Annotated in this window: 20 protein-coding genes and 1 tRNA gene; 12 read left to right on the top strand and 9 right to left on the bottom strand. The window is 63.9% G+C overall.

What is annotated here, in order from left to right; translation table 11 throughout:
- Positions 1-213: 213 nt before the first annotated feature.
- From msrA to FJ972_RS03345, 4 genes are all read right to left on the bottom strand, one after another.
- Positions 214-939, bottom strand: coding sequence for a peptide-methionine (S)-S-oxide reductase MsrA (gene msrA, locus FJ972_RS03360; protein ID WP_140524381.1), 726 nt, complete (start codon positions 937-939; stop codon positions 214-216).
- 133 nt (positions 940-1,072) lie between these two features.
- Positions 1,073-1,351, bottom strand: coding sequence for a hypothetical protein (locus FJ972_RS03355; protein ID WP_140524380.1), 279 nt, complete (start codon positions 1,349-1,351; stop codon positions 1,073-1,075).
- A gap of 127 nt (positions 1,352-1,478) precedes the next feature.
- Positions 1,479-2,183: a DUF1223 domain-containing protein gene (locus tag FJ972_RS03350; protein WP_140524378.1), complete on the bottom strand. Its 705-nt coding sequence runs from the start codon at positions 2,181-2,183 to the stop codon at positions 1,479-1,481.
- Between the two features lie 375 nt (positions 2,184-2,558).
- Positions 2,559-3,638 carry a TadE/TadG family type IV pilus assembly protein gene (locus tag FJ972_RS03345; protein ID WP_140524375.1) on the bottom strand — a complete coding sequence of 360 codons (1,080 nt, stop codon included), beginning with the start codon at positions 3,636-3,638 and terminating at the stop codon, positions 2,559-2,561.
- Positions 3,639-3,846: 208 nt separating this feature from the next.
- Here FJ972_RS03345 and lepA point away from each other — a divergent pair, with 208 nt between their 5' ends.
- Both lepA and FJ972_RS03335 read left to right on the top strand, forming a co-directional pair.
- Entirely contained in the window at positions 3,847-5,652 is a 1,806-nt protein-coding gene (gene lepA / locus FJ972_RS03340; protein ID WP_140514160.1) for a translation elongation factor 4, read from the top strand.
- Positions 5,653-6,038: 386 nt separating this feature from the next.
- Positions 6,039-8,447, top strand: a complete 2,409-nt coding sequence (locus FJ972_RS03335; protein WP_140524373.1) for an SIR2 family protein — start codon at positions 6,039-6,041, stop codon at positions 8,445-8,447.
- 381 nt (positions 8,448-8,828) lie between these two features.
- On the opposite strand, the gene FJ972_RS03330 is transcribed toward FJ972_RS03335, so the two are convergent.
- The 3 genes from FJ972_RS03330 to FJ972_RS03320 form a co-directional block, all read right to left on the bottom strand.
- Positions 8,829-9,788, bottom strand: coding sequence for an IS5 family transposase (locus tag FJ972_RS03330; RefSeq protein WP_140524371.1), 960 nt, complete (start codon positions 9,786-9,788; stop codon positions 8,829-8,831).
- Positions 9,789-10,080: 292 nt separating this feature from the next.
- A complete protein-coding gene (locus tag FJ972_RS03325) occupies positions 10,081-11,721 on the bottom strand; it encodes an ABC transporter substrate-binding protein (RefSeq protein WP_140524370.1) in 1,641 nt (546 codons plus the stop codon).
- Between the two features lie 244 nt (positions 11,722-11,965).
- Positions 11,966-12,772 carry an undecaprenyl-diphosphate phosphatase gene (locus tag FJ972_RS03320; RefSeq protein WP_140524368.1) on the bottom strand — a complete coding sequence of 269 codons (807 nt, stop codon included), beginning with the start codon at positions 12,770-12,772 and terminating at the stop codon, positions 11,966-11,968.
- 318 nt (positions 12,773-13,090) lie between these two features.
- On the opposite strand from FJ972_RS03320, the gene FJ972_RS03315 reads away from it, so the two are divergent.
- From FJ972_RS03315 to FJ972_RS03270, 10 genes are all read left to right on the top strand, one after another.
- Complete coding sequence (locus FJ972_RS03315) at positions 13,091-13,783, top strand: glutathione S-transferase family protein (protein WP_140524367.1); 693 nt, start codon at positions 13,091-13,093, stop codon at positions 13,781-13,783.
- Positions 13,764-14,918: a tRNA epoxyqueuosine(34) reductase QueG gene (gene queG / locus FJ972_RS03310; RefSeq protein WP_140524365.1), complete on the top strand. Its 1,155-nt coding sequence runs from the start codon at positions 13,764-13,766 to the stop codon at positions 14,916-14,918. Before FJ972_RS03315 ends, queG begins: the two co-directional genes overlap by 20 nt.
- On the top strand, positions 14,915-15,817 hold the full coding sequence (locus FJ972_RS03305; protein ID WP_140524363.1) for an SDR family oxidoreductase: 903 nt from the start codon (positions 14,915-14,917) through the stop codon (positions 15,815-15,817). The genes queG and FJ972_RS03305 overlap by 4 nt, the downstream gene beginning before the upstream one ends.
- 147 nt (positions 15,818-15,964) lie before the next feature.
- Positions 15,965-17,047 carry a penicillin-insensitive murein endopeptidase gene (gene mepA / locus FJ972_RS03300; protein WP_140524361.1) on the top strand — a complete coding sequence of 361 codons (1,083 nt, stop codon included), beginning with the start codon at positions 15,965-15,967 and terminating at the stop codon, positions 17,045-17,047.
- Between the two features lie 68 nt (positions 17,048-17,115).
- On the top strand, positions 17,116-17,706 hold the full coding sequence (locus tag FJ972_RS03295) for a cation transporter (protein ID WP_140524360.1): 591 nt from the start codon (positions 17,116-17,118) through the stop codon (positions 17,704-17,706).
- A gap of 133 nt (positions 17,707-17,839) precedes the next feature.
- A complete protein-coding gene (locus FJ972_RS03290; RefSeq protein WP_140524358.1) occupies positions 17,840-18,865 on the top strand; it encodes a glucokinase in 1,026 nt (341 codons plus the stop codon).
- Between the two features lie 108 nt (positions 18,866-18,973).
- Entirely contained in the window at positions 18,974-20,896 is a 1,923-nt protein-coding gene (locus FJ972_RS03285) for an ABC transporter ATP-binding protein (RefSeq protein ID WP_140524356.1), read from the top strand.
- A complete protein-coding gene (dapB, locus tag FJ972_RS03280) occupies positions 20,893-21,735 on the top strand; it encodes a 4-hydroxy-tetrahydrodipicolinate reductase (RefSeq protein WP_140524355.1) in 843 nt (280 codons plus the stop codon). Before FJ972_RS03285 ends, dapB begins: the two co-directional genes overlap by 4 nt.
- Positions 21,736-21,828: 93 nt before the next feature.
- A complete protein-coding gene (locus FJ972_RS03275; RefSeq protein ID WP_140514169.1) occupies positions 21,829-22,449 on the top strand; it encodes a 2,3-bisphosphoglycerate-dependent phosphoglycerate mutase in 621 nt (206 codons plus the stop codon).
- A 137-nt stretch (positions 22,450-22,586) separates the two neighbouring features.
- A tRNA-Leu gene (locus tag FJ972_RS03270) sits at positions 22,587-22,671 on the top strand.
- A gap of 182 nt (positions 22,672-22,853) precedes the next feature.
- On the opposite strand, the gene FJ972_RS03265 is transcribed toward FJ972_RS03270, so the two are convergent.
- Together FJ972_RS03265 and FJ972_RS03260 are read right to left on the bottom strand one after the other, a co-directional pair.
- The gene (locus FJ972_RS03265; RefSeq protein WP_140524353.1) at positions 22,854-23,033 is read right to left on the bottom strand and encodes a hypothetical protein; all 180 of its coding nucleotides are present in this window, start codon (positions 23,031-23,033) and stop codon (positions 22,854-22,856) included.
- Between the two features lie 94 nt (positions 23,034-23,127).
- The gene (locus FJ972_RS03260) at positions 23,128-25,197 is read right to left on the bottom strand and encodes a transcriptional regulator (RefSeq protein WP_140524443.1); all 2,070 of its coding nucleotides are present in this window, start codon (positions 25,195-25,197) and stop codon (positions 23,128-23,130) included.
- Positions 25,198-25,385: the final 188 nt, after the last annotated feature.

The following is a 25,385-nucleotide window of genomic DNA, read 5'->3' as shown; positions in this document are numbered from 1 at the left end:
AGGCCGCGATCCCTCGCGCCCCCCTCTGGCCTGCCGGCCATCTCCCCCACGAGGGGGGAGATTGGATGTCGCGACGGCTTTCGCCAATTTCTAACGTTGACAGCGGGGCGGGACGGCGAGGCCGCCGATCTCCCCCCTCGTGGGGGAGATGCCCGGCAGGGCAGAGGGGGGCGCCGTCCCGCCGACCTGTCGTTCTTCTCACCCTGCGAAGACTCAATTGCTGGCCGACAGCACCAGCACCGGCTTGTCGCTGTAAAGCTTCGGGAACAGCGTCTTCAAATTCGCCACCTTTGGCAGGTCGTTGTAGACGATGTAGGGATAGGTCGGGTTGAGCGTCAGGAAATCCTGGTGGTACTCCTCGGCCGGGTAGAAGGTCTTGCCAGTTTCGATCGTGGTGACGATGGGCTTGGAAAACAGCTTGGCCTTGTCGAGCTGGGCGATGTAGCTCTGCGCGATCTTCTTCTGCGTGTCGTTTTCGGCAAAAATCGTCGAGCGATACTGCGTGCCGGAGTCGGGCCCCTGATAGTTGAGCTGGGTCGGATTGTGGGCGACCGAGAAATACACCTGCAGCAGCTGGCCATAGGTGACTTTGGAGGGGTCGTAGGTGATCTCGACGGATTCGGCATGGCCGGTGCGGCCGGTGCCGACCGTCTCGTAGACGGCGTCGTCCTTGGCGCCGCCGGTATAGCCCGAGACCGCCTTGGTGACGCCCTTGACGTGCTGGAACACGCCCTGCACGCCCCAGAAGCAGCCGCCGGCGAACACTGCCGTCTCGCTGCCGCCCGCGGCCTTTTCATCCAGCGCCGGTGGCGGGATCACCACGGCATCCTCCGCCGAAACCGCTGGGGTGAGCCAGAAGGCGGCGCCCGCGACGGCGAGCGCGAAAGCTGCGAGCGCGCCGCGGACGAGGCCGCTCGAACGGTTCTTGATGTCGGTCATGGTTGCACTCCTCATGGCTTGCATAGGGTCCAGTCTATTGAATTAGCGGAGCCGGTGCGATGCGCGAGTTGCGGCGGAGGCTCACATTCTCGTGCGGCCCCAGCGGGTGCGTAACTCTCCGCCGCGGCTTGACCTAGTTGGCAGGCTTCATCGCATCCGTCGCCGGCTTCATCGCGTCAGCCGCCGGCTTCATGGCGTCCGCCGGTTTCATCGCATCGGCGGCGGGCTTCATGGCATTGGTGGCCATCGGGTCGGCCGGCTTCATTGCATCGGTTGCCGGTTTCATCGCGTCGGCGGCGGGTTTCATGGCGTTGGTGGCCTCGTCGGCCCGGGCGATGCCGCCGGCCAGCAATGCCGTCGAGCACAAAGCGAGCGCAAGCGCCGGCAGCGTCAGGCGGGAAAGAACGGTCATGATGGTCTCCTTGGTTGGGTGGCGCGCCCTCGCGGCGGCCGGCTGTTGCGGCGCCGCAGGCGCGGCGTTGCGCAATTTCTGATCGGGCATGGTCTCTCCCCGCAACCGGGAAGTTCCCGGAGGCAAGCTAATCGGCGGCGGCGGCCAGAATCGGCCCGCCGCCGGGCGACTGCACCAGCACGGCGGTGCTGAGGCCATGGGCGGCGGCCGGCACGTCGAGCGTCGTGGCCTCTCCGGTCCAGCTGCCGAGCTTTTTCAGCGCATGCACGACATTGCCGTGCGGCAAGGTGCGGCCGGTGTTCTCGCCGCGCGCCACGGGCACCTCGACGACGCCCCTGGCATAGCGCACCAGCCAGATGTCGGCTTTGCCGCCCGGCACGCTCCCCGCGCCGATGCTGGCCTTGCCGCCATCGAGCGACAGCGACGGCCCCTTGATGCGGCCGCTCGCCGCAATCAGCCGTTCGATCTCGCCGGGCGCGGCGCCGACAGTGTCGGCATGGCCGTTGACCACCACCTGCGGCGTGAACGGCCCGTCACGGCCGAGCGGCGGCTCGTAGCTCACCTGGCGCTGCGTGAACTCCTGCCGGCCGAAAATGTCCTTCCAGCCGAGATAGTCCCAGTAGGTGACATTGAAGGACAGCGCCAGCACGCCAGGCTGGTCCTTGACCTTGATCAGATTGGCATTGGCCGGCGGGCAGGACGAGCAGCCCTGGCTGGTGAACAGCTCGACAACGGTAAGCGGCTGCGCCGCGGCCGCGCCGAGCGACGCCGCGAGCGCAAGCGCGCCCAGGCTGGACACTGCGAGGAACCTGCTGCGTTTGGCTTGCGACATGGGATTGCTCCGTGGCGACGGCGCCGCGATGCGCCGCTCATGTCCCCACTTCGTTGCCAATTATCGCTTCGTTACAACGCTCACCGGTTTGTGATGAAGGTTGGTCGGGCTCCAAGAGGCCGGAGATTGGCAAAGGCCGTCGCGACAGCCGATCTCCCCCCTCGTGGGGGAGATGTCCGGCAGGACAGAGGGGGGCGTCGTAGAGCACCTACCTGGACGCGGTTCGACAGCCGTTGTCGCGACGGCAGAGAGTAGGCGGCAGATCGGGAAAGTGGAGGACTAGTTCCGTGGACCTTGGCAAGGCCGGCGGGGCAGCGCCCCCCTCTGGCCTGCCGGCCATCTCCCCCACGAGGGGGGGAGATCGCAGCTTCGCCGCTACTGCGTCAGCACCGTTTGCGAGGGGCGCTGGTTGAAGTCGCATTTGCCCATCACAGTGTAGAAGAAGTCGGCGTTGACGACAGGCGCCGGCACGGCCGAGCCGCCGTCTTCCCAGGCTTGGTAGCCTGTCTGGCCGCACGGCACGGCGGTGAAGATATCGACGGTCTGGCCCGTGGCGATTTCGGGCATGTCGGTCGGGCTGGTGCCGATATAGAGCCGGTTCGAGGTGTTCGGATCGTTCGACCTCAGCGTGGTCGGCTGGGCCGGTTTGGCCGTCGCGGCGGAAGGCACGTTCATCTCCAGATAGAGCTGGTCCATCTGGCTGACGTCGATGACCGCGCCGGTGCTGTTGGCCGGCGTGGTGGTGCAGACGGTCTGCCGCATGACGCCGTTGCCGTCGGTGCTGGTGATGGCGCCAGAGGGCGTGTTGTCGAAATTGGCGACCGTCGTGGTGTTGCACACCTGCTGCTGCACCTGGGTAAGCGTGGTGCCGCTCACGGTGGAGACGGTGGTGGTGCCATAGCCCTTGGGGTCGCCGCCCTTGTTGTAGACATAGCTGATCTGCATCAGCTTCTGCTTCGTGGTCGAGCCGAATCGCGTGCCGTAGAGATACATCGTCTTGTCCCACCAGCCCGACGCCTTCTCGATCTTGAAGGTGGTCTGCACCAGGGCAGGCGCCTTGTTGACCGCCGAGGTGACGCCGACCGGCACGGTGTCGATCCTGGCGATCTGCATGAAGTCGGTCGGCATGGCGAAGCTCGCCGAGGCCTGCGCCGTGGCGGTGCCGTTGGCCGCGATGGTGAAGCTCACCAGCGTGGCGGTGCCTTGCCCGCCATTGGCCGCGAAGATGTCCCGGAGCATCTGCTGGCGGGCCGCCAGCGCCGTCGTCTTCGGCAGCGTGGTTATGGCCAGCGTCGCCGCGTCGAGCGCCTGCTGCATGTTGGAGCGGGTCTGGACCGCCGACGTATAATCGACCGAGAGGCCGACCACGGTGACCAGCGGCACCAGGCTGATGAAGAACAGCGGCATCATCGAGCCGCCGCGAGAGCGGGCGAACTTTCCTGCAAGCCCCGGCATTTCCTTACCCCAAAAACGGTTTACCTGCGGGGGAACTAACATGCGCCGGCAAACCCGGGTCTAAGAGGATCGTTCAAAGTTTAAGCATCCGGCCGCACCCGCCCGCTGTTTCGGGCTTTTCCGCGCGGCTCACCGCTTTGTGATGGCCAGGGCCCCCCTTGCGCCGCAAGCCTTGCCGCAGCAAGCCGCCCCTGCTAAAGCGCGCGGCATGAGCACGCCCCTTGACCACATCAGGAATTTCTCCATCGTCGCCCATATCGACCATGGCAAATCCACCCTTGCCGACCGCCTGATCCAACTCACCGGCGGGCTGGAGCTGCGCGACATGAAGGAGCAGGTGCTGGACTCGATGGACATCGAGCGCGAGCGCGGCATCACCATCAAGGCGCAGACGGTGCGGCTGAAATACCGCGCCAACAATGGCGAGGACTATATCCTCAACCTCATCGACACGCCCGGCCATGTCGACTTCGCCTATGAAGTGTCGCGCTCGCTGGCCGCCTGCGAAGGCTCGCTGCTGGTGGTCGACGCCTCTCAGGGCGTCGAGGCGCAGACGCTCGCCAATGTCTACCAGGCCATCGACAACAACCACGAGATCGTCGTGGTGCTGAACAAGGTCGACCTGCCGGCCGCCGAGCCCGAGCGCATCCGCGAGCAGGTCGAGGAGGTGATCGGCATCGACGCTTCCAACGCCGTGCTGATCTCGGCCAAGACCGGCCTTGGCATTCCCGATGTGCTGGAGGCCATCGTCCACCAATTGCCGCCGCCGCGCGAGGGCGACGCGACCGCTCCCTTGAAGGCGATGCTGGTCGACAGCTGGTACGACGCCTATCTCGGCGTCATCGTTTTGGTGCGCGTCATCGACGGCGTGTTGAAGAAGGGCCAGACCATCCGCATGATGGGCACCGGCGCCAAATATCTGGTCGAGCGCACCGGCGTGTTCACGCCCGCCCGCATCAATGTCGAGGAACTCGGCCCCGGCGAGTTCGGTTTCTTCACCGGCTCGATCAAGGAAGTGGCCGACACCCGCGTCGGCGACACCATCACCGAGGACAAGCGCCAGACCGCGCATGCTTTGCCCGGCTTCAAGCCGGCGCAGCCTGTGGTGTTCTGCGGCCTGTTCCCGGTCGACGCCGCGGATTTCGAGGATCTGCGCGCCGCCGTCGGCAAATTGCGCCTCAACGACGCCTCCTTCTCCTATGAAATGGAAACCAGTGCCGCGCTCGGCTTCGGCTATCGCTGCGGCTTCCTCGGCCTTTTGCATCTCGAAATCATCCAGGAGCGGCTGGAGCGCGAGTTCAACCTCGATCTGATCGCCACCGCACCGAGCGTCGTCTACCGGCTGCTGCTCAATGACGGCTCGGTGAAGGAATTGCACAACCCGGCCGACATGCCCGACGTGGTGAAGATCTCGGCCATCGAGGAGCCGTGGATCCGCGCCACCATCCTGACCCCCGACGACTATCTCGGCGGCATATTGAAACTCTGCCAGGATAGGCGCGGCATCCAGGCCGACCTCTCCTATGTCGGCAAGCGCGCCATGCTGACCTACGACCTGCCGCTCAACGAAGTGGTCTTCGACTTCTACGACCGGCTGAAGTCGATCTCCAAGGGCTACGCCTCGTTCGACTATCACCTCACCGACTACCGCGAGGGCGATCTGGTGAAGATGTCGATCCTGGTCAACGAGGAGCCGGTCGACGCGCTCTCCATGCTGGTCCACCGCACGGCGGCGGAAAAGCGCGGCCGCCAGATGTGCGAGAAGCTCAAGGAGCTGATCCCGCACCATCTGTTCAAGATCCCGATCCAGGCCGCGATAGGCGGCAAGGTCATCGCCCGCGAAACCATCTCCGCCCTGCGCAAGGACGTCACCGCGAAGTGCTACGGCGGCGACGTGAGCCGCAAGCGCAAGCTGCTCGACAAGCAGAAAGAGGGCAAGAAGCGGATGCGCCAGTTTGGGAAGGTGGATATCCCGCAGGAGGCGTTTATCCAGGCCTTGAAGATGGGGGATTGAGCGGGCGGTTGGCGCGCAGAGCGCGCCAAGCCATCGATCCGGTGGATCGATGGCAGGCTTCGAAAGCGGGGGAGCCCCAGCGCAGCGGGGGGAACTGAGCGGTGGAGATTGATCACAACGCCTAGTGATGGCGACGGTGCTGTATCTTGCCGGAACCCACGGGCGGTGTTGTGAGCAGTTGGCGCTGGCATGCTGGCAAGCGGCATGCCCCCGGTTCGACAAAATAGATATCCAAATGACGGGTTTATTCAGCGTTGACGTTGGGGATTGAGAAGAGTCTACGTAACATGCATAGTCGTTCCCTCAAAGATGCGAAAATTCAATCCGCTCTCCACTGGTAAAGATAGACAACCAAGAAGACAGTCGCATTCAAACTGGAGTAATCGATGAGCGATGACAAAGATGGTCTGGCTGCACTCATCGAGGGCTTATCATCGTCCTTTCCTCTTCTGTTTGTTGGCTCGGGATTTTCGGCAAATGCGTTGGACAAAAACGGCGACCGGCTGCCAACTGGACGAGCTCTGATACGGCTGCTTCACGAACAGCTAAATATCCCTATAAAATATGAGCTCGATACGATATCGCGAGAGTACATACACAAGTTGGGCGAGCATACGCTATTCGAGCTGTTAAAGGCCAAATTACTACCCCAAGACATACCGCAATACATCGGAGATGTGGCAGCATTCTCTTGGAAAAGGATATACACTACAAACTATGACAGTGTGATCGAAATTTCGCGGTCAAGGCGGAGCGTAGCTTCGAACCCCATAGACTGCACGGCATCTCAAAGCGTGCCGGAAAAGCCTGGCAATACGTCAGTGGTTCATATCAACGGGATCTTGGATGGGGTCGACTTCCCCGACTTCGCATCTCGCATAAAGTTAACTAAAGCTAGCTATTTAACGAATACATTCGTTGAATCGCCGTGGTACTGGAGATTTAAAACGGATTTGTCAATCGCGGGCTGCGCGGTAATAATAGGCTACAGCGTTTATGATATTGACATTGCCAGAATATTATATTCGGACCCCGTGTTGAAATCGCGGTTATTCTTCATCGAAGTCGATGACATCGATCCTGTTTTAAGGAGAGAGCTGGAGCAATACGGAACGGTGTTAAACATCGGTGTTGAACAATTCGCCGAAATTGTCCTGCAAGTGAAACGTGCTGAGCGGACAGCTCAGGAGTTAATTTCATTCGAGCTGGAATCTTTACCAACTGACTCTCGCCGACCTACCAGTGACGACGTTCTGAAATTACTGTTGTATGGTGGTACAGATTACCCAGCTCTATTAGGCCAAGGGATTCACGGTACTCCCTACGTAGTTCGTCGAGAGGTCGAGTCCGCCATACTGGATCGACTTTCGAACGGTCCCTCACGCATTTTGATTCACTCAGATCTGGGTAACGGCAAGTCCGTGCTGTCAGAATCGGTCAAAATGCGCCTTCTCCAAACGGGTCGAACGGTTCTTCATGTTAACGCCTCGGATGAGACGCTTGGCCAAGACCTAGCAATTGTATCGTCCCGCTTTGTCGATCCGATATTCTTCGTTGACGATGTTTTCCGTTTCTCCGAAACTGTCAAAATCATTCTATCCGAGATTCCAGGCGCGTCAGTTGTCGCCATGACACGCTCATCGATATATGAGTTAAGGTCGTACAGAGTAACTGAGATCTTAGGCGATAATTATACAGAGTATGATGTAAACAAGCTTAGTAGCAATGACGTGCAGTCTTTCGTTAAAGTTATCGACGACAATGGACTGTGGGCAGACTTTTCGAATAGAAGCCAGAAGGACAAGGAGTACTACGTTCACAGTGAGTGTAAGGCTGAAATCAGGAATTTACTTGTTTCTCTTTTCAAATCTCCATCTATTCGAGAGAAGATTATCAAGGCTTTTAATGAACAGCCGAGCAGTGAAGCGCTCCGCATAATTTGTATAACGCTGTTTTTGGATATTGCTGGGTTCCACCCTGATATAATGCTCGTCGGCCAACTATCTGGCATCGATGTTTTTACGAAAAGAGAGCTTATAAATAATCAATTCTCGATGGAAATAATAGAAAGGCGACACGGCAATATTCAGTTGAAGTCGGCTGTATTCGGCGAGTATGTATTGCAACATGTAGTCGATGTTGACTATGTGGTCGACCTTATAGTGGACGTTGTAAAGAGATGTGAGCGGGTTGGTCAGAATAAGTTGTTTTTTGAGCTCCAGAAGGAGCTAATCCGATTTAGCTTTATAGATAGAATATTTGCTCGTCGGAAGATGGGTGACAAATATAAAGTAATATACGATCGTCTGAAAGAGTTGCCGTCCATGGCGAGGAACCCACTGTTCTGGCTGCAGTTTGCGATATCTAGGCTGGAAGATGGCAATTACCCGGCATGTGAAATTCATTTCAGAACAGCATACAGCCACGCAAATAGGAAGGCAAACTTCGATACCTTTCAGATCGATAATCATTATGCCCGTTTTCTGCTCGAAAGTAGAACGAAGGATGTTTCTTATCGGGATGATTTCAAAGTTTTCTTGGACGCGCACTCATTGTTAGTCAAGCAGGCGGTCAAAGAGGAAGACGCCTACTACCCATTTAGAGTTGCGTCCGGATACTTAGCATTCTACATCGCTCGCGGCATGAACTATGACGCCAACCAGAAAAATGTCATAAGGAAGAGCGCTGAAGAAGTTATATCTCGGGCTAGGTTGATACCAAGAAACACCAAAAAGCATCATCACGTGGAGCAGTGCCTTGCTAACCTTGGTGAGCTGCTGAAGGCCTTGGGGTAATGAGCTAGGCAGCGTGCCTGATAACTTTAGCTGTTTCGGGCTGATTAGCCACGCGGAAATATCACAGGCGTTCCATCTTTGGACATTTGCGAATGTGCGCTTCAATTTCAGGCGTTGGCGCCGCCCCTCATCTGGCCATCTTCTCCCCGTAAACGGGGCGAAGGACGCTGTTGTCGCTGCTTTCGGCAATCGCTAGCGTTGCAGAAAAGCGCCGGCGTTGCGGCGGCTTGCCTTCTCCCCTTGTGGGCCTGTTGCGCAGTTTGTGAGTGGGAATTGGCGGCGATTGACGTCTCGCGACCTTCCGCCGGTTTCTCGGGATTTGGCGGCTGGTTCAGGGTTGAAGGCGGCGGTTCGGCTGGTGAGGCCGGATTGCGGGCGCACCTATCCCGTGATGGCCGCCCATCGGCGCATGTTGAAGGCGATCGCCGCCATCGTCACCTGGGCGGTCGCCTTGGCCAGTCCGACATAACGGATCCTGGTCAGCTTCATGCGGTTCTTGAGCGTGGCAAAAGTGGTCTCGACCGCCGCTCGGCGTCTTGCGATCAGGCGATTGTAATGGTTGAGCCGCGGCGGCAACTGCGGATGATGCTTGTTGGGGCGCCGTGCAATGCGAGCCTTCTTGCCCTCGGCCTTGAGGCGGGCGCGGCGGGCATGAGTGTCATAGGCGGCATCCGCCCACACCGTCGTCTCGTCGCCGCAGATCAAATCATCGGCCACCACCGTGTCGTTGACGTTGGCCGGTGTGGTGATCACCGTGCGGATCAGGCCAGAGCCCTCATCCACCCCGACATGAGCCTTGTAGCCAAAAGTGAAGCCGCCCTTGCCCTGCCGTGCGGTGATGCGGGCGTCCGCATCCTTCGACGGCCGCTCGGACTTCGGCGGCGCCGAGACCGCATTGATCAGCGTGGCATCCAACATCGTGCCACGTTTCAGGATAACGCCAGCCTTCTCCAGCTGCCGGTCCAGTTCGCTAAACAACTTGTCGAGCAGCCCTTCGCCGACAAGCAGATTGCGAAAGCGCGAAAGCACCGTGTGATCGGGAATGCTCTCCTCCAGCCCGAGCCCGATAAAGCGCCGGAACGACAGCCGGTCGCCAAGCGCCTCTTCCAACTCACGGTCCGAAAGCCCATAGAGCGATTGCAGCAAAAGCGCCTTGAACAACACCAGCGGCGGCCAGGCCGCCCGTCCCGGTCCGCCATCGCGCAGGGGATTGAGTAGCTTCTCGAAGCGATACCACTTCACAAGACCCGACAAACGATCAAGCGGCGAAGAACCACCCGCAAGCTTGGTGCCCAGAAAAGCCTCCGCCAAGCTCAGCTGACCAGTCTGCTTCACTGCCATCGCGATTCCCTCAGAGCCTCCGTCTCAGAGAATCACAATCAGCGAATTACGCAACAGGTCCCTTGTGGGAGAAGGTGGATCGGCGCGCAGCGCCGAGACAGTTGAGGGGTGTTCCAGCGGAGTGAGGCGTTGGGGTTTTCTGGTTTGGTTCGCTGTTGACGGAGCGCCAAGCTGGAGCACCCCTCATCCGGCCTCGCTGCGCGAGGCCACCGCCCTGGGGCGAGCCACGGGTCTCGCCCGTCCTTCGGACCCCCACTTTCGTGGGGGCGAGGAGATCAGGTCGGCGCTCGCCTCACCCCTCCAGCCAAACCTTCTCGAAGTGCTGCTCCAGCGCCTGGTGCTGCTCGCAGCCTTCGATGCCCTTGCGATAGGTCCGGTAGACCGAGCGCCAGTAGGGTTGGATGATGATGCCTGAATCGCGCAAATTCTTTTCGATGCCGGCCATGATCTCCTTGCGCTGGGCGGCGTCGGGGGTGGCGAGCGCCTTGTCGAGCAGTTCGTCGAACTCCTTCGAGGCATAGGCGCTTTCGTTCCAGGCGGCGCCGGATTTGTAGGCCAGCGCCAGCACCTGGACGCCGAGCGGGCGGCCGAGCCACTCGGTGCAGGAGAAGGGATATTTGCTCCAGTCGTTCCAGAAGGTGGCGGCGGGCAGCACGGTGCGCTTGATCTTGAGGCCGGCCTCGCGCATCTGCGCCGCTATGGCGTCGCCGGTGCTTTTTTGCCATTCGACGTCGACCGAGATGAGGTCGAATTCATGGTCCGCCTTGCCGGACTCGGCCAGCAGCTTCTTGGCCGCCTCGACGTCGCGCTTGGCCGGGCCGATATCGGCATATTCGGGATGCATGGGGCCGACATGGTGGTTGTCGGCGGGCTTGCCGCGGCCGCCAAGGCCGAGCGCCAGCACGGCCGAATTGTCGACGGCGAGCTGGGCGGCGCGGCGCACCTTGACGTCGTCATAGGGCGCGTTGGCGACGTTGAAGCGGGCGACGATGGTGGAGCCGGTGGCGATCTCGGAATTCTTCAGGCCCATCTGCTCGGTCTGCGAGACGGCATCGGAGGCGGTCTCGTGGTCGGTGTCGATCTCGCCGGATTCGAACGCCGACAGCATGGCGTTGGGGTCGGAGCCGTAATCGATCCACTGAATCCCATCCAGGTGGAATTCGCCCTTCCACCACGGCTTGTCCTTGCGCTTCACCTCGGCTCCCGTCTCGGCATCCCACTTCACCAGCTCGCAAGGGCCGGTGGTGATCGAAAGTGCCTTCAGCGGATCGCCGTCGCCATCATAGGAGCGGTGCATGATCAAAGCGGGATAGTCGGCCATGCCGGCGATCAGCGAAATGTCGGGCTTGGGCAGGTTGAGCTTGATGGTGTGGTCGTCGACCTTCTCGATGCCGCCATCGACCACCTTCTTGGTGTCGGCATTGACCAGCGCGCCCATGCGCGCGGCGACCGAATTGCCGGCAACACCGGCTTCGCACCAGCGGGTGAGGTTGTGGACGACATCCTCGGCGTTGAAGGCGTCGCCGTTCGACCAGGTGATGCCCTTGCGCACATGCAAGGTGAGCGTCTTGGCGTCGTCGCTCATCTCCCATTTTTCGAGCAGCCAGGGCTCGAACGAGAAATCGGTGTTCCAGCGCACGAGATATTCGTTGCAGTGGCGCGCGACGTTGGACATTTCGACGCCGTCGAAGGTGCGCGGGTCCTTGAAACCCTTGACGTTCATGGCGACGCGCAGCACGCCGCCCTTCTTGGGCTCCGCCGCGCGGGCGGGCGTGGGCGCCAGCCCGCCCAGGGCAAAAGCGCCGGCGGCGCTGACGCCGAGCCCGGCCATGAGCGCCAGATATTCGCGCCGGTTGATGGCGCCGCTCCTGAAATCCTCGGCGACGGGTTTGGCCCGCGGGTGCAGTTTCCTGTCGGTCAGCATGAATTTCATCGTCGTTCCCTCTCATTGGGCGCCCGGCCGACCGCGTGCGCGGGGGCGAATGCGGCTCGCCGGACGCCATTGCCTGAGGGATGATAGGGCGAGCTTACGCAGCGGAGTGTTCTGGAATCCGCAGGACTTGTGCGCTGCTCCGCAGGAGGTTCGCATGACGGGGGCGCGCGAAGGCCTTCACCTTCGTCATCCACGGGTCTGCGCGGCGTCGCTGCGCTCCTTGCTTCGCCCGTGGATGACGAGGTCACCCCCAGATCATCAGCGCGGCGAGCCCGACGATGCCGACCACCAGCCGCCACCAGCCGAACAGCGCATAGCCCTTGCGCGAGACGTAATCGAGCAGCAGGCGCACCACCAGCAGCGCGGTGACGAAGGCGGCGACGAAGCCGACGGCGATGATCGGCAGGTCGGCCGACGTCAGCACGTTGCGGTTCTTGAACAGGTCGAAGGCGAAGGCGCCGACCATGGTGGGGATGGCGAGGAAGAAGGAAAATTCCGCCGCCGCCCGCTTGTCGACGCCAAGCAGCAGCGCGCCGACGATGGTCGATCCCGAGCGCGAGGTGCCGGGGATCAGCGACAGGCACTGGAACAGCCCGATCTGCAAATAGAGCCGCGTCGGGAAGCGTTCGACGTCGCGGTACATCGGCTTGAGCTTCATGCGGTCGACGGCGAGCAGCACCACGCCGCCGATGATCAGCATGATGCAGATCAGCCGCGGCGATTCGAACAGGATGGTCTTGATGAAATCATGCGCCAGCGCGCCGATGATGGCCGCCGGCAGGAAGGCGATGAGGATGCCGATGACGAAATGCCGCGTCAGCCGGTCATGCGGCAGGTCGAGCAGCATCTGCCACAACCGCCGGAAATAGACGCTCAGAATGGCCAGGATGGCGCCGAGCTGGATCAGGATCTCGAAGGCCTTGCCGGTCGAGTGGAAGCCGAGGAAATGGCCGGCGAGCAGGATATGCCCGGTCGAGGACACCGGAATGAACTCGGTCAATCCCTCCAGCAGACCGAGCAGCAGGGCTTCGACGATTGTCTGGCTTTCCATGGGCTACCTCGGCATTCGCGGGATGGGCTGACAGGGCTTGCTTGTCATGGCGCCGAACTCCCCCTATAGGTCGCAACACCCTGACGGCCCGCTTATCGGGCGGCCAAGACTTACCGGTGCGCCGGGCGATTCGCCAGTGTGGCAATCCGGAATTCGCCACCCCCGGGAGGAGCGCGATGCGCGAATTCCGGATTCTGAGCCACACTGCCAACTTCAAGTTCTGGTGTGGTTTGGATTTGAAGTTCCTGAACGCGGATGCCGTTGAGGGGACAGGAACTTCAAATCCAAACCACCAGTGCGCTTTATCATCGCGGAACCATGCTGACGCTTTTCCATCATCCCATGTTCGCCTCCTGCCGGTTCGTGCGCCTCGCTTTCGGCGAGTATGGCGAGGAGCTGGCGCTGATCGAGGAGAAGCCGTGGACGCGGCGCAAGGAGTTCTTGGCGCTGAACCCGGCCGGCACGCTGCCGATCCTTTTGGCCGAGGGCGACGTGCCGATCGTCGGCGCCACGGTCATCTCGGAATATCTCGACGAGACGCGCGGCGTCCTGAAGCGCGACAAGCGCCTGTTCGCCGAGGACCCGATGCAGCGCGCCGAGATCCGCCGGCTCACCGACTGGTATCTTCACAAGGCCGAGAGCGAGATCACCCGGCATCTGGTGCGCGAGCGCGTGCTGAAGCCGGTCATGCCGGAAACCGCCGGCGGCGGCTCGCCCGATTCGGCCGCCATCCGCGCGGCGCGGGCCAACATCCGCCAGCACATGAAATACACCAACTGGCTCGCCGGCACCCGCCACTGGCTGGCCGGCTCGAGGGTCACCTATGCCGACCTCGCCGCCGCCGCCACCCTTTCGGTGCTCGACTATCTCGGCGAGATCGACTGGCGCGAGCACACTGCCGCGCGCGAATGGTACACGCGGGTCAAGTCGCGGCCTTCGTTCCGGCCGCTGTTGACCGACCGGGTGCGCGGCCTGTCGCCGGTGTCGCATTATGCGGACCTCGACTTCTGACGCCGCAAAACTGCGCGCGCTGATCGACGCGCAGGCGCGGCGCGCCGGTTTCGAGGCGGTCGCCGTCACCACCCCCGATGCGATCCCGCTGGCGCCGGCCCGGCTCGCCGCCTTTGTCGAAGACGGGTTCCACGGCTCCATGGGCTGGATCGCCGAGACGCTGCAACGCCGCAGCGAGCCGTCAAGCCTGTGGCCGCAGGTGCGTTCGATCGTCGTGCTGGCGATGAATTACGGGCCGGACCACGATCCGCGTGACCTGTTGGCCAGGCGCGACCGGGGCGCGATCTCGGTCTATGCGCAAAACCGCGACTATCACGAGGTGATGAAGGGCCGGCTGAAGGAGATCGCCGGCAAGATCGTGGCGCGGGCGGGAGGCGACGTCAAAGTCTTCGTCGATACCGCACCCGTCATGGAAAAGCCGCTGGCCGAGGCCGCCGGGCTCGGCTGGCAAGGCAAGCACACCAATCTGGTCAGCCGGCAGCACGGTTCCTGGCTGTTCCTCGGCACCATTTTCACGACGGCCGAACTGGTCCCCGACATGCCGGAGGAGGACCATTGCGGCTCCTGCCGCGCCTGCCTCGACGCCTGTCCGACCGATGCCTTTCCGGCGCCTTACCGGCTCGATGCGCGGCGCTGCATCTCCTATCTCACCATCGAGAACAAGGAGCCGATCCCCCATGAATTGCGCGAGGCGATCGGCAACCGCATCTATGGCTGCGACGACTGCCTCGCCGCCTGCCCGTGGAACAAGTTCGCCAAGGTGGCCTCCGAGGCCAAGCTCGCCGCGCGTGACGATCTACGCGAGCCGGCGCTAGCCGATCTCCTGCGGCTGGACGACACGGCGTTTCGCGCCTTCTTTTCCGGCTCGCCGGTCAAGCGCATCGGCCGCAACCGCTTTGTCCGCAACGTGCTGATCGCCGCCGGCAATTCCGGCGATGCAGCGCTTGCCGGCGCGGTGCGCGCCTTGCTCGCCGACGCCTCGCCGCTGGTGCGGGGCGCGGCAATATGGGCGCTGGCGCGGCTGGTGCCCGAGGCCGAATATGCCGAACGCGCCGCAGCCGGCCTGAAAACCGAGAGCGACGCGGCCGTGCGCGAGGAATGGGCGCGGCCGGTTCCAGCCAGGGCGCCTGCATGAGCGAAAAGCGGATATTCATCTTCGGCGCCGGCTATTCGGGCAAGGCTTTTGCGCGCGCCAACCGCGATGCCGCCACGGCGGTCCGCGGCACGACGCGCTCCGCGGAGAAATTCGAGGCGCTCCGCCAGGCCGGCATCGCGCCGCTGCTGTTCGATGGCGCGCTGACCGGCGAAATCAGCGATGCGCTGGCGACAACAACCCATCTGGTGATCTCGATCGCGCCCGAGGAGGCCGGCGATCCCGTGCTGAATGCCGCCCGCGAGGCGATCGTGCGGATGCCTGCGCTCGAATGGATCGGCTATCTCTCCACCGTCGGCGTGTATGGCGACCATGGCGGCGCCTGGGTCGACGAGACGGCGCAATGCCGGCCGGTGTCGAAACGCTCGGCGATGCGCGTGGCGGCCGAGCAGGATTGGCTGCGGCTTGGCCGCGAGATCGGCCGGCCGGTGGCGGTGTTGCGGCTCTCCGGCATCTACGGCCCCGGCCGTAACGCCTTGGTCAATCTGGAAAACGGCACCGCGCGGCGGCTGGTCAAGCCCGGCCAGGTGTTCAACCGCATCCATTGCGACGATATAGCCGGCGCGCTGTGGCATCTCATCGGGGATGATACGGGCGGCATCTTCAACGTCACCGACGATGAGCCGGCGCCGCCGCAGGACGTGGTGGCCTATGCCGCCGCGCTGATGGGCATCACACCGCCGCCTGAAATTCCCTTCGAGGCCGCCCAACTTTCGCCCATGGCGCGGTCCTTCTATGGCGAGAACAAGCGCGTCGCCAACGCGGCGCTCAAGGCGACGGGCTACCGGTTCCGCTTCCCGGATTACCGCGCCGCCTTCGACCATATGTGGGCAAGCGGCGACTGGCGCGACGGCGCGCCGCGCAGCCCGATGAAACGCTGACGCATTCCGTGACACGGTTTCGGGCCGGAATGCGTCGGAAAAGAAAACAGGGCGGTTGACCGGTTTGTGAGAAACGGAACCGCTCCGGCGATCGAAGCAACGTCCATTGCGTGCTATGATTCGGGCTTGGGTTTGCGGCGGGGGTTCATGGAGACAGCGATGCGGCTCGGCAAGCGTTCACAGCTGGCGGCTTTTGGCCTGCTCGCCCTCACAAGTCTCGCCGCGCCGCCGGCAATGGCCGAGGAACGCGCCAAGGACCTCTTCGGCGCCGAGAAACTGCCGGCGGCGACCGCCCCGCAATCCTTCGGCTTCTACTCCAAGGGCTGCTTTGCCGGCGGCGTCGCCATCCCCATGGACGGCCCGACCTGGCAGGTGATGCGGCCGTCGCGCAATCGCCGCTGGGGCCATCCGGCGATGATCGCGCTGGTCGAGAAACTGTCGCGCGATGCCGTCGCCGACGGCTGGCCGGGCCTTTTGATCGGCGACATCGCGCAGCCGCGCGGCGGCCCGATGCTGACCGGCCATGCCTCGCACCAGATCGGGCTCGATGCCGACATCTGGCTGACGCCGATGCCCAGCCGGCCGTTGTCGATGGCGCGGCGCGAGACGATGAGCGCGACCTTGATGGTCGACGAAAAGACGCATCTGGTGAAGGACGCGCTGTGGACGTCGGCGCATACGCGGCTTTTGAAGCGCGCGGCGAGCTATCCCGAGGTCGAGCGCATCCTGGTCAATCCCGGCATCAAGAAGAAGCTCTGCGACACCGTCAGGGGCGACCGCTCCTGGCTGCGCAAGATCAGGCCGTTCTGGGGCCACGACTATCATTTCCACATGCGCATCGGCTGCCAGCCGGGCTCGCCCAACTGCAAGGCGCAGGAAGCGACCCCGGCCGACGACGGCTGCGGCAAGCCGCTGGCCTGGTGGTTCACGCAGGAACCGTGGCGGCCCAACAAGAACCCGGATGCGCCCAAGGCGCGCGACCTGATGACCATGGCGAACCTGCCGAGAGAATGCCGCGCCGTGCTCGACGCGCCCGGGCCGGCTTCGGTCGAGGCCGCCACCTATCACGGCGGCGCCGTACCGGTCGCGGTCGCCGCGCCCGAACCCGAGGCGCCGTCGCTGCCCGCCACCGCGGCCAGCGGCACGGCCGGCCTGCCGGGCATGGTGAACGCCTTCACCGCGACGCCCGAGATCGGCGTACCGGTGCCGCGGCCACGGCCGGGAAACTGACCGCGTCAGTTGACGCCCCGGCGCTTCGCCGCCGTTCATTCGTCACCCCGCGAGCAGGAGGGCCGGCATTGCAAACGCAGGATATAGGCCTTCGCCGCGTCGTCCGGTGGGTGGCCCTTCTGAACCTGGGCTACTTCATCGTCGAGTTCGCCGTGGCATCTGCGATCGGCTCCGTGTCGCTGTTCGCGGACAGCGTCGATTTCCTGGAAGATGCCTCGCTCAATTTACTTATTCTCGTTGCCCTTGGCTGGGGCGCACGCAGCCGCGCAAGGGTCGGCATGGCTCTGGCGGCGATTCTTCTGGTGCCTGCCTTGGCAACGCTCTGGACGGCTTGGGTCAAGTTCAACCTGCCGGTCGCGCCGTCGCCGCTGCCGCTGTCGCTTGCGGGCGCCGGGGCTTTGGCCGTGAACCTGTCTTGCGCGTTCATGCTGGCGCGCTTCCGCCATCACGGCGGCAGCCTGACAAAGGCCGCGTTCCTCTCCGCGCGGAACGACGCCTTTGCCAACGTCGCCATAATCGCCGCGGGCCTTCTCACCGCGGTGATCTGGCATTCTGCGTGGCCCGACCTGATTGTCGGCCTGGGAATTGCCGCCATGAACGCCGATGCGGCCCGCGAAGTCTGGTCCGCTGCCCGCGAGGAGCACAAGGCGGCAGCCTAGTCGCGGCCGTTCGGCTTCATAAATCGGTCGTGCGCACCATCGGTTTCGAAAACCGTTTCCCTTTTCAAACTCATGCGCTAGTCAACGGGAGAACGGCAATGGGCCGTCGGGCGCCGGGGACGGACGACAAAGCATGCCAAACACAGGCGACGACGACACGGCGCTGCGGTTCCCGATCCTGATCGGCGACATCGGCGGCACCAATGCGCGCTTCTCGGTCGTGCTCGACGCCAATTCGGAAGCCGGCGAGCCGGCGATCGTCCAGACCGCCAGCTACAACACAATCGACGAGGCGATCCAGGCGGCGGTGCTCGACCGCTCCTCGGTCCGCCCCAATTCGGCGGTGCTGGCGGTGGCCGGCCCGGTCGATGGCGACGAGATCGAGCTCACCAATTGCCCGTGGATCGTCAAGCCCCGGCAGATGTTCGCCAGCCTCGGCCTCAGCGACATCGTCGTGCTCAACGATTTCGAGGCGCAGGCGCTGGCCGTCGTGGCGCTCGGCGAAGAGCACATGGAAAAGATCGGCGGCGGCGCGCCGGAGCCCAATGCAGGCCGCGTGGTGCTCGGTCCCGGAACCGGGCTCGGCGTCGCCGGGCTGGTGCACGCGCTGCGCCACTGGATCCCGGTGCCCGGCGAGGGCGGCCACATGGACATCGGCCCGCGTTCTAGCAGGGATTTCGAGGTCTTCCCGCATATCGAGAAGATCGAGGGCCGCATTTCGGGCGAGCAGATCCTGTGCGGACGCGGCCTGGTCAACGTCTACCGGGCGGTGGCCAAGGCGGACGGCAAACCGTCGCCCTTCACCACGCCGGCCGAAATAACCGCAGCGGCACTTGCCAGGACCGATCCGGTTGCGCAGGAAGCGCTGGAGATATTCGTCACCTGCCTTGGGCGCACCGCCGGCGATCTCGCCTTGGTGTTCATGAGCCGCGGCGGTGTGTTTCTCACCGGCGGCATCGCGCAGAAGATCGTGCCGGCGCTGAAACAGGGCAATTTCCGCGCCGCCTTCGAGGACAAGGCGCCGCACAGCGAATTGATGCGCACCATGCCCGTCTATGTCATCACCCATCCGCTGGCGGCCCTTCTGGGTCTCGCCGCCTACGCCAGGAACCCTTCGCTGTTCGGCGTGCAGACCGCGGGCCGCCGCTGGCAGGCCTAGGCTGGGTCGCATGACGGACCAGGCGTCCGTCCGGTCCCCGCGACGAAGTTAATCAGCCGCAGGCATAGGCAAGCCGGCCGCTTGGCGCTAAGAGGGGCGCCAGAAGGGATGCCGTGTGCAGCCCGTCCCACCAAGCGGAAACCACGAAGCGCTCCCGATTTGACACTCCAAGCTCCACATAAGCAGAAAGCCACCCCTGGCGAGGTCTGGGCGGTGCTGCGCCGTATCATCGCCGAGAACGGCCGCGACTATTTGTGGTCCTACATCTTTGCCGGGGCCTGCCTGCTGGCGGTGTCCGCCACGACCGCTTTCACCGCCTGGATCATGAGCCCGGTCGTCAACCAGATCTTCTATGAGCGGCGCGGCGATCTGATCGTGTGGATTTGCGCCGGCGTCATGGGCGCCTTTCTCGTGCGCGGTTTCGCCGGCTACGGCCAGGCGGTGACGCTGGCGACCGTCGGCAACAATCTGGTTGCGCGCTACCAGCGCCGCATCTTCGATCACCTGATGAAGCTCGGCGTCGGTTTCTTCAACGACACGAGATCGGGCCGGCTGGCGGCGCAGGTCAACGAGAACGTCAACGGCATTCGCGACCTGCTGTCGATGACGCTGACGTCGATCGCGCGCGACGGGGTGACGCTGTTCGGGCTGCTCGGCGTCATGATCTACCAGGATCCGGTCCTGTCGCTCAGCTCGCTGGTGATCGGGCCGCCGCTCATCTACACCGTTGTCTACCTGATGCGCCGGGTGCGCCGCATCACCCGCGAATCGGTGCAGATCAACTCCCGGCTGATCGGCGCCATGCAGGAAGCCACGCAAGGCATCGCCATCGTCAAGGCCTTCACCATGGAGGACGAGCTATCGCGACGCATCAGCCAGCTCGCCAACAGCGCCGAGCACCGCGGCAACAAGATCGCCCGGGTTTCGGAACGGCTGTCGCCGATTTCCGACATGCTGGCCGGTCTCGCCGTCACCGGCGTCATCGCCTATTCCGGCTATCGTGCGCTCGTCCTCGGGCAGCCGCCGGGCGCCGTCTTCTCCTTCATCACCGCGCTGATGCTGGCCTACGACCCGGCAAGGCGGCTGGCGCGCATGCAGGTCGGCATGGAGCGCGCTTTGGTCAATGCGCGCATGATCTACGAAATCCTCGATCTCGAGCCGCAGCAGGGCGATGCGCCGGGAGCCGCCGAGGCCAATTTCACCACGGGCGAAGTGCGGTTCAACAATGTGAGCTTCCGCTATGTCGAGGAGGCACCGGTCCTGCAGGACCTCAGTTTCGTCGCCGCCGCCGGCAAGATGACGGCCATCGTCGGCGCCTCCGGCGCCGGCAAGACGACGCTGGTGGCGCTGCTGCAGCGTTTCTACGACGTCGAGTCGGGCACGATCGAGATCGACGGCCAGGACATTTCCAAGATCACCAAGCAATCGCTGCGCAGCTCCATCGCCTATGTTTCGCAGCAGCCCTATCTGTTCGAAGGCACCATCCGCGACAACATCCGCTATGGCCGGCTCTCCGCCACAGATGCCGAGATCGAGCAGGCCGCGCGACTGGCCCAGGCCGACGGCTTCATCCGCCAGCAGCCGCTGGGCTACGACACGCCCGTCGGCGAAAACGGCGCGTCGCTGTCGGGTGGCCAGCGCCAGCGTGTGTCGATCGCCCGCGCCATCGTCCGCCAGGCGCCGATCCTGCTGCTCGACGAGGCGACCTCGGCGCTCGACAATGAGGCGGAAGCCAAGGTCCAGGAAGCGCTGACCCACGTCATGGAGGGGCGCACCACCATCGTGATCGCCCACCGGCTGTCGACGGTGGTCAATGCCGACCACATCATCGTGCTGGAACAGGGTCATCTGGTCGAACAGGGCACCCATGCCTCGCTGATGGCCGACCCGCACAGCGTCTATTCCCGCTTCCACCGGGTGCAGGGCAGGAAGGGCCTGGGGCTTGTCGATGACGGCGCGCCGATCCAAACTCCGGCGCCAGGGCCGACGCAACCTATCGAGACGCAGGGCATCGCCGGGAGCGCGAGATGAGTGAAACGCCGACAGCCGACAGACCCGCGGGCGATATGGGCCTGGTGGTGGTGGGCGCCGCCGGCCGCATGGGCCAGACGCTGATCCGCGCCATCCACACAATGCCGGGCGCACGCGTCGCCGGCGCGATCGAGCGGCAGGGATCGCCCTATCTCGGCAAGGATGCGGGCGAGCTTGCCGGCATCGGCATCATCAATGTGCCGATATCGGACGATCCGCTGCCGGCCTTCGCAGGGGCGGACGGCGTGCTCGATTTCACCGCCCCGGCTGCGACCGTCGAATTCGCCGGCTATGCGGCGCAGGCGCGCATCGTCCATGTCATCGGCACGACCGGCTGCTCGGCCGACGACAATGCCAGGATCGCCGCTGCGGCGCGCCATGCGACGATCGTCAAGTCGGGCAATATGAGCCTCGGCGTCAATCTCCTGGCGGTGCTGGTCGAACAGGCCGCGCGCGCACTCGACGCCGGGGATTTCGACATCGAGATCCTCGAAATGCATCACAGGCACAAGGTCGACGCGCCGTCCGGCACCGCTCTGCTGCTGGGCGAAGCCGCCGCCGCGGGGCGTGGCGTGCCGCTTGCCGGCAACGATGTGCGCGTCCGCGACGGCCACACCGGCGTGCGCAAGCCGGGCTCGATCGGCTTCGCAACGCTGCGCGGCGGCTCGGTGGTCGGCGACCACAGCGTCATCCTGGCCGGCACCGGCGAACGCATCACGCTGGCCCACCATGCCGAGGACCGCACCATCTTCGCCCGCGGCGCCGTCAAGGCAGCCCTGTGGGCGCATGGCAGGAAGCCCGGCCTTTACTCGATGCGGGACGTGCTCGGGCTTGCCTGAAACGACCCCGGACCATCTTCATCCCCATGCAATTCCAGACAGAAAACCGCTTCCCACTTCTGCTGGAATTGCTCAGATCCCAGAGGAGCAAAAATGTCGAGAACCCTCGTGCTCGTGCGCCATGGCCAGAGCGAATGGAATTTGAAGAATCTCTTCACCGGCTGGCGTGACGTCGACCTGACCGAACAGGGCCACGCCGAGGCCAAGGCAGCCGGGCAGAAGCTCAAGGCACGCGGCCTGAAGTTCGACATCGCCTTCACCTCGGCGCTGGTCCGGGCGCAAAAAACCTGCCAGCACATTCTTGACGCCGTCGGCCAGAGCGACCTGAAAACCGTCCGCGACCAGGCGCTGAACGAGCGCGACTATGGCGACCTCTCCGGCCTCAACAAGGACGACGCGCGCAAGAAATGGGGCGAGGAGCAGGTGCATGTCTGGCGCCGCTCCTACGACGTGCCGCCCCCCGGTGGCGAAAGCCTGAAGGACACCGGCGCCCGCGTCTGGCCTTATTACCTGCACGACCTCCAGCCGCATGTGTTGCGCGGCGGCACGGTCCTGGTCGCCGCCCACGGAAATTCGCTGCGTGCGCTGATCATGGCGCTGGACGGCAAGTCGGGCGAGGAGATCGTCAAGCTGGAGCTCGGCACCGGCGTGCCGGTCATCTACACGCTCAACGCCGATTCCACCGTGGCGTCGAAGGAAGTGTTGGAGGGCTGACCGCTCCGGAGCCGGCAGTCGGAGGCTGCGGCTCTTGCCGGGCATGGCCTTTTGCGAAAGCCGGTTCCACCTTTCGGGATCATGGTCCAAAAACCGCGTTGACACGCACCGCTTGCCCGCTTATTGAGCCCGCACCAGCCCAGATGGCGGAATTGGTAGACGCGCACGGTTCAGGTCCGTGTTCCGCAAGGAGTGGAGGTTCGAGTCCTCTTCTGGGCACCAAATTCCCGTCTCTGAATCGTTCGACGGTTCAGAGACTCGCAGAAAAAGCCCGGCTCGTCCGGGCTTTTTTGTTGCCTGTGCGACCGATCGCATCGTCATTCCCGCCAACAGAAAGCCGCAGGGATTTGCCCGACATCATGCGCACGCCTGCCGGGAAACGTGCGCTGTCGATGACCGAGCCCTTATCGCACGGAGCCTGTCACCGTCCGGTCGACGGCGGGAACGGATTTGCGGTCGTTGCCGGCAAGTGCGGCGATGATCAGCAGGCTGGCGACGACCGGGACGAACAGGACCGCCACGCGGGCTTGCACGTAAAGAATGGCGCGCCATTCATTGCGCTTGTCAGGGCTGTCGCTCATCATACACTCTCTGTCATGCCCCTCCCGGGCGCTGACATAGCGACGAACGGTTAAACAACCCCTTCCGAAATCGTTAATCGGCGGGAATTGCGCGGGTTCAGTTCAATCCGATCCGCTTTGCGCCTTGCCGGAACAATGCCTCCGCGTCCGCCTCGAAACGGAACGTGCCGATGAAATCGTCGGCGCGGTAGTCCGGCAGCGCCTTGCGGAGGGCGGCGGCGAAATTGCGTGCCTCGTCGAGCCGCCCGGCCAGCGCCAGGCAGTGTGCTGCTATCGCCAGGATGATGGCGTGGGCATTGGGCCGCGCCGCCGCCTTCAGCGCCCATTCCGCGGCTTCCTCGAACTGGCCGAGCCGCACATGCGACATGGCGCGCGCGCCCAGCATGCCGAACAGCAGCGGGTCGAAAGGGCTGAGATGGCGCGAATGGTCGGACGAGCCGATCGCCGCCTGCGGATCGCCCGACTGCGAGTGGACGAAGGACAGCGCATAGTGGCCGAGCGCGAAATTGGGGCTGAGCTCCACTGCCCGTTCCAATTCGAAGAGCGATCCGTCCTGTTCGCCGCGCAGCCACAGCGCCCGGCCCATCGCCCAGTGCGCGGCAGGGTTCTGTTCGTCGACCAGGAGACTGTGCCCCGCTGTCTCGTAGGCTAGCGCGCTTTCGTGGTCGCGGTCGCCCCAGCGCTGGAAAGCGCTTTGCCAATGGGTGAAGGACAGGCCGGCATGGGCGCGGGCGAAGGTCGGGTCGAGCGCCGTCGCCACGCCGAAGAAATGCTGCGCCAACTCGTTTTCCGGCTGGGTGAAGCGGTACATATGCCAGAGGCCGCGGTGATAGGCTTCCCAGGCGTTGAGCGAGTTGGGCGCCTTCAGCATCGCGCGGTTGCGTTCGACCGTCTCGATCTCGGCCGAGATAGACGAGACGATCGCGTTGCCGATATCGTCGAGCACGCCGAAGAGGTCGTCGGCCCGGCGCTCGAAGCTCTCGGCCCAGACGATCCTGGCCGTGCGAACCTCGATGAGCTCGACGGCGATGATGACGCGGCCGGCCACGGTGCCCACCGTGCCGGTGGCGACATAGTCCACATTCAGCTGCCGCCCCGCTTCCTGCGGCGCGATGTTTTTCTCGGCGAGCGCGAAGACCGAGCCGCGCGCGATGACGAAGAAATCCCTGAGCTTGGCCAGACGCGTGATGATGTCATGGGTCAGGCCGTCGGCGATCCCGCCGCGCGTGCCGCAAGGGCCGGCAGTCTCGACGAACGGCATCACCGCCAGCGAGGCGTGGCTGGGCTCCACGCCCGCCGGAGCGGGCGACGGCGGCGATGCCGCGATGCCGGCGGGCTGCGCCGAAGGCCGATCTACAGCCGGCCGATCTATCGCCGGCCGATCTTCCGCTGGCCGATCTTTCGCTGGCTTGTCGCGCAGCGCCTGCCAGGCCGCGCGCACCGGTCCGAAGTCCAACCCTTCCGATTGGAACAATTGCGCCGTCGCCGTCAGGTGCTGCTCGGCCGCGCCGATGGCGCCGCGCCCGGCCAGATGCGTGAGCAGCGCCAGATGCGCGCGGCCGTCGAACGGCGCCAGCTCCACCCACCGGTCAAGACCGGCTGCTGCCGCCTCCGAACCGGGCGGAACCGCCGCGACCAGGTGCTCCAGCACGGCGGCGTGAGACGACTGGAAGCGGCGGCGCTGCGCGATCAGCCAACTCTCGAAAAACGGACTGCGGTCGAGCTCCAGACCGTCGAGAAAGTCGCCGGCGAACAGCTCCGACAGCGATCGCAGGCGCTCGGCGTCGAGCGAGGCGATCCCTTGCGCGGCGGCGGCGCTAACCTCCAGCGCGTCGACGAAACAGCCGTCGAGGCGCAATGCGACCGTGTCGTCCTGTGTCTCGACCCGACGGTGCCCCGGCTCGTCGAGGACGGCGCGAAGCTTGCTGAGGCACCAACGCAACTCGCCCCTGGGGTCGTTCGGAACATCCCACAAGAGCTCGCACAGCCGAGCGCGTCCCACCGGATGCGGCGCCAGCGCCAGATAGGCAAGCAGCGCGCGCAGCTTGCGCGATGCCGGCAATTCGGCCCGCACGCCATCGCGCACGACCGCGAACGGCCCGAGCAGGCGCACGGCAAGAGCGGGCTTGCCGCGATCCAGGCTCGGTCGAGCGGATTCCACGTGCATTTCCACGCTTGCTCCCACGCTTCCTCCCACGTTGGCCGGTCGGCCCTCGTTTATCACCGAACACGGCATGAACGCACCCGGTTGCGAGTTGCGCGCCGGGATGCGGGCAGCCGCATTGCCGGCACGTCGAGCGACCCTAGCGCGGCAAGGTCTCGAAACCTCGCCGCCCAAGCCGCCGGTTTGTAACC

This window comes from Mesorhizobium sp. B2-1-1 (assembly GCF_006442975.2).
Lineage (GTDB): Bacteria > Pseudomonadota > Alphaproteobacteria > Rhizobiales > Rhizobiaceae > Mesorhizobium.
The sequence above is the reverse complement of the archived record's forward strand: the minus strand, read 5'-3'. Positions and strand labels throughout refer to the sequence as shown.